Origin of the sequence: Ruminococcus sp. (assembly GCF_017650195.1) — a bacterium.
Lineage (GTDB): Bacteria > Bacillota > Clostridia > Oscillospirales > Ruminococcaceae > Ruminococcus.
Genome location: NZ_JAGCFH010000137.1, coordinates 1 through 4748, shown reverse-complemented (window position 1 = coordinate 4748; position 4748 = coordinate 1). Strand labels below are relative to the sequence as shown.

The window sequence follows — 4748 nt, the reverse complement described above, 5'->3', positions numbered from 1 at the left end:
TGTGGCTGTAGTCGTAGTAGTTGTTGTTGTTGTCGGTTTATGCGTTGTGGTAGTGGTTGTGGTGGTAGTTGTCTTTTTAGTAGTGGTAGTAGTGATCGTTGTAGTGGTTGTTGTCTCAGGCGCCGTACCAAGAGACCGGAAATTATATTTGTATGCGTTGGCATAGGTTTCGGCCCTTGATCCGCTATAGGAGCATATCGTTCCATTAAAGTATATGGAGGTATCCGTTTCCTGCGTACATATTGTACTTCCGGAGCCGCTTATCGTGCATTTAGGATTTCTTATATAGATTTCATTCAGGCTTGAACAGTTTCTGAACGCATTAGCTGCAATATATGTTACGGATTCCGGAACATCCACATTTTTAAGATATCGGCAGTCTGAAAAAGCGCCTCTGCCAATCGTAACCACACTCGACGGTATGGATACAGAGGTTATACTGAGTCCGGCAAAATTTGCGCCTCCGATCTCAGTTATTCCTTCGCTTATGACTACACTTGATATCTGTCTTCGTAAACTATACCAAGGCGTATTTGTACTTATCAGATACCCCGACATAGCACCTGTTCCAGTGATCTTTAATGTGGGGCCGTCAAGCTCCCAGTAAGCATTGTCTCCGCATTGACCCGATGTGCCAGCAGCACTTACCGTTACTGGATCTACGACCATTTTTGTCCCTAACGAGCCGGTGAATGAACCGACTGCCATAGAAACGCTTATCACTGCCGCTGTAAACACGGCTATTATTTTTTTCATGTTTTCTCTCCATTTCCAAGAGCCGCCCGTATAAACCAGGCAACTATAATTTATTTTCTGTTTATAAACTCAGAAATGGTCATATTGCTGTTTTCTGCTGAAGAGAGATACGCATAGTAAGCAAGTATTTTTGAAGCGTCAACAGCATCGACCAATCCGTTAAGATCAACATCTGCCGCTTTGCTCTGCTTTTCATCAAAATCTCCGTCCGATCCGGATGACCTTTTCGCGTATTCCGCAAGTGTAAGACTTGCGTCAACGGCGTCCGTGAAGCCGTCATTGTTAACATCACCAAGCTTATAGCCTCCGTCAGGCGGTATGGTAGTAGTTATTGTTGTAGAAGATGTCGAAGCAGTAGTTGTTGTCGTAGTAGTTGTTGTCGTTGTCGTGGTAGTTGTTGTGGTGGTTGTTGGCTGTGTAGTATTCATCCCCTCCGATGAATCTATCTCCTTAAAGTTGTATTTATAAGCATTAGCATAGGTCTCAGCCCTTGAACCGCTGGGAGCGTAAATAGTTCCGTTGAAGTATATGGTTTTTTCGGTTTCGAGCGTACATATCGTACTTCCTGAACCGCTTACAGTACATTTCGGGTTCCTTATGTATATTTCCTTCATGCTTGAACAGTTCTTAAAAGCATTTGCGGCAATATAAGTGACGGACTCCGGTACATCTACACTTTGAAGATATCGGCAGTCTGAAAAAGCGCCTCTGCCGATCGTGGTCACACTTGACGGTATGGACACAGACGTTATGCTTAGTCCGGCAAAATTTGCGCTGCCTATCTCTGTAATGCCGTCGCTTATCACTACGCTCGTTATGCTGCTTCTGCGACTATACCATGGAGTATTGGTGCTCATAGGGTATCCCGACATCGCACCTGTTCCCGTGATCTTAAGTGTGGAGCCGTCAAGCTCCCAGTACGCACTGTCACCACACTGCCCCGATGTGGCAACAGCCCCCACCGATATCTGACCAGTTAACATTTCCGTTCCGGCTCCGCTGGCAGGAACAGCCACAGCTGACGCGGCACATACTGCCGCAGAGATCAATACCGACAAGACTTTCTTCATGAACATTCCTCCTTCTTTCACTGATGAACGTACCACCTCCCCAAGTCGCACGTCCTGTGTATATTTACCTCTTTCTGGGTACAAAGAGCATTATCAGTGGATATATCTCCAGTCTGCCGAGAAGCATATCAAAGCAGAGCACTACCTTTGAAAAAGCGTTGAGCCCGCTGAGATTTCCGGCAGGACCAAAGCGTCCCACACCGAACCCGATATTATTCATACAGGTTATTACTGCCGAAATAGATTCCTCTATGGAGAAGCCGTTGAGCGTTACCAACAGCACTGATACACACATAAGCATCATAAACAGTATAAGGTAATTGCTCACGCCCCGGACAACGTCCTTTTCCACAGGTTTGCCGTCCATTTTCACGGTGGATACCGCTCGGGGATTGGTTATATACTTAAGCTCCTTGATACCGGTTTTTATAAGTATAATTATCCTTGAGACCTTCATGCCGCCGCCGGTAGAACCGGCACAGGAGCCCACAAACATGAGCATGAGCAGCAGAGTCTGGGAGAAAACAGGCCATTTCGCCGTATCTGTGGTAGAAAAGCCTGCCGAGGTGATAGTGGAAGCCACCATGAAGAAGGTGTGCCTCAGGGTATCGCCCACTCCGTTATAGAGCTTGTGTACATTAACTGCGATAATGGCTGTAGCGGCTATGATAACGCCGAAATACGTCCTCACCTCTTCGTTTTTGTAAGCCAACGAGAACTTTCTTATTAGCAGATAATAGTATAGGTTAAAATTTACGCCAAAGAGTATTATGAAGGAAGCCACTACCATTTCAATGTAAACGCTGTTGTAGTGTCCTATGCTATTTCCCCACATGGAGAAGCCACCTGTGCCTGCCGACGAGCAGGAATGGATAATAGCGTCATACAGCGGCATACCACCCAAAAGCAGCAACACAGCCTCGGATACCGTAAGAGTAATGTATATGCCGTAAAGGATACGCGCAGAAAAACGGGATCTTGAAACAAGACGTCCCACCTTGGGTCCTGCGCACTCCGCACGCATCATGTGCATTGTACGAGAATCGTTGCTGGACATTATAGCAAGCACGAACATGAGGACTCCCATACCTCCAAGCCAGTGAGTAAAGGCTCGCCAGAAAAGGCAAGAACGCGACATGGCTTCCACATCGGAAAGTATAGTTGCTCCAGTAGTGGTAAATCCTGATACGGTCTCAAATAGAGCACTTGCGTAGTTATTTATCTCTCCAGATATAACGAATGGCATAGCTCCTATGCAGGACATGGTAACCCACGATGCTGCCACACTGACGAAGCCCTCCATTGAGTATATCGTATTGTCAGTCGGCTTCTTCACGGTAAATCCGAAGCCTATAGCCATTGTTATGAGAAAAGGTACGCCGAAGGAAGCGACTACGTGCTGTTCCCCGTAAATAAAGCCCACAATTATGGGAAGGAGCATGAAAAGTCCCACGACCTTCAGTATCTGTCCCATAATGTATGTTATCATTCTGTAATTCATAGATTATGCAATACGCTCCTCAGTCAAATATATTGCTAAGATCGTGCATACCCTTTGTAATGGTAACTACAACAACACTGTCGTTCAGCATAAGGCAGTCGTCTCCCTTAGGTATAATGAGCTCGTTTCCTCTTGCGATGCTCGCTATGAGGATACCGCTCCTGAGCTTAAGCTTTTTAAGCGGTATGCCCACGTAGTCCTTTTTGTCACGTACTATAAACTCCATAGCCTCAAGCCTGTCATTTACGAGTCTGTACAGCGTAGTCACGTTATTTCCAAGAGAATTCTGCTTTGCCCGAACATACTGGAGTATCTGATTTACAGTGATAGTCTTTGGAGAGATGATACTGTCAAGGGCAAGAGTGTCCGAAAGCTGCATGAGAGACATTCTGTTTACCTTTGTGACCACCTTCTCAACGCCGTTATTCTTGGCTAGGAGAGAGAGAAGGATATTCTCCTCGTCTATGCCGGTAAGCGTAACTACAGCATCTGCGTCATAAACGCGTTCCTCCCTGAGGATATCGTGGTCTGTACCGTCGGCACAAGAGATATCCACTTTATTGAGCCTGTCAGAGAGCTCAAGGCAGCGCTCTCGGTCTATCTCGATTATCTTTACCTTGACTCCCATTTCTATGAGCTGTTGCGCAAGGTGGTATGCGACCCTTCCGCCACCTATAAGTACCGCTGATTTTACGCGCTTTTCGCGGTAAGCGGCGCTTATGCTCTTGAAGAACTTAACCATATTGCTGTGAGAAGCGGTCATGTGTATCTTGTCTCCGGAACGGAGGACGAAATTACCATTGGGTATGGTAAGCTCCTCGCCGCGCTGTACAGCGCATATAAGCACATCGAGCCTCAATCTGCGCGAAAGCTGGCTAAGAGCCACGCCGTCAAGTATACTTCCTGCGGTTATGCGTATCTCTGCAAGATCGACCCTTCCCTTTGCGAAGGACTCTATATTTATAGCCTCCGGATAGCGAAGAACCTTTGCTATCTCGTTGGCTGCGTTATAATCGGGATTTACCATCATGCTAATACCCAGCTCCTCACGCATGAATACCAGCTGCCTATCGAATTCGGGACTGCGCACACGGGCTATACAGTGACGGACGCCCATTTTCTTTGCTATCAGGCATGAGAGTATATTTATCTCGTCGGAAGCTGTAACTGCAATAAGGATATCAGCCTTTGAGACATTTGCCTCTTCCAGTATCTCAGTCTGGAGGCAGTTTCCCACTATACCCATAACGTCGAAATCGTTTGAAGCTGACTCAACGAGAGCCTCTTTTTTATCTATTATGGTAACATTGTGCTCGCTGCTGAGCACATCAGCAAGCGACGAGCCTACCTTGCCGCAGCCTACGATTATAATATCCATAGCTCCTCCGTAATATATTGTATGTTATAATATATAATTATTC

The 4748-nt window shown here is 46.3% G+C and carries 4 protein-coding genes; all 4 read right to left on the bottom strand.

The features are described from left to right. On the bottom strand, positions 1-756 hold a 756-nt coding region (locus J6U00_RS06210; protein ID WP_296580228.1), incomplete at its 3' end, for a leucine-rich repeat domain-containing protein. Between the two features lie 50 nt (positions 757-806). Continuing rightward, on the bottom strand, positions 807-1826 hold the full coding sequence (locus tag J6U00_RS06205; protein ID WP_296580227.1) for a leucine-rich repeat protein: 1020 nt from the start codon (positions 1824-1826) through the stop codon (positions 807-809). 64 nt (positions 1827-1890) lie between these two features. Beyond that, complete coding sequence (locus J6U00_RS06200; protein ID WP_296580225.1) at positions 1891-3327, bottom strand: TrkH family potassium uptake protein; 1437 nt, start codon at positions 3325-3327, stop codon at positions 1891-1893. A 19-nt stretch (positions 3328-3346) separates the two neighbouring features. Further along, a complete protein-coding gene (trkA, locus tag J6U00_RS06195) occupies positions 3347-4705 on the bottom strand; it encodes a Trk system potassium transporter TrkA (RefSeq protein ID WP_296580223.1) in 1359 nt (452 codons plus the stop codon). Between the last annotated feature and the right edge of the window lie 43 nt (positions 4706-4748).

What these genes read in the sequence shown, in the direction of transcription:
- J6U00_RS06205 (WP_296580227.1), bottom strand. Translation starts at nt 1,826, where the DNA reads ATGAAGAAAGTCTTGTCGGTATTGATCTCTGCGGCAGTATGTGCCGCG.
- J6U00_RS06200 (WP_296580225.1), bottom strand. Translation starts at nt 3,327, where the DNA reads ATGAATTACAGAATGATAACATACATTATGGGACAGATACTGAAGGTC.
- trkA (WP_296580223.1), bottom strand. Translation starts at nt 4,705, where the DNA reads ATGGATATTATAATCGTAGGCTGCGGCAAGGTAGGCTCGTCGCTTGCT.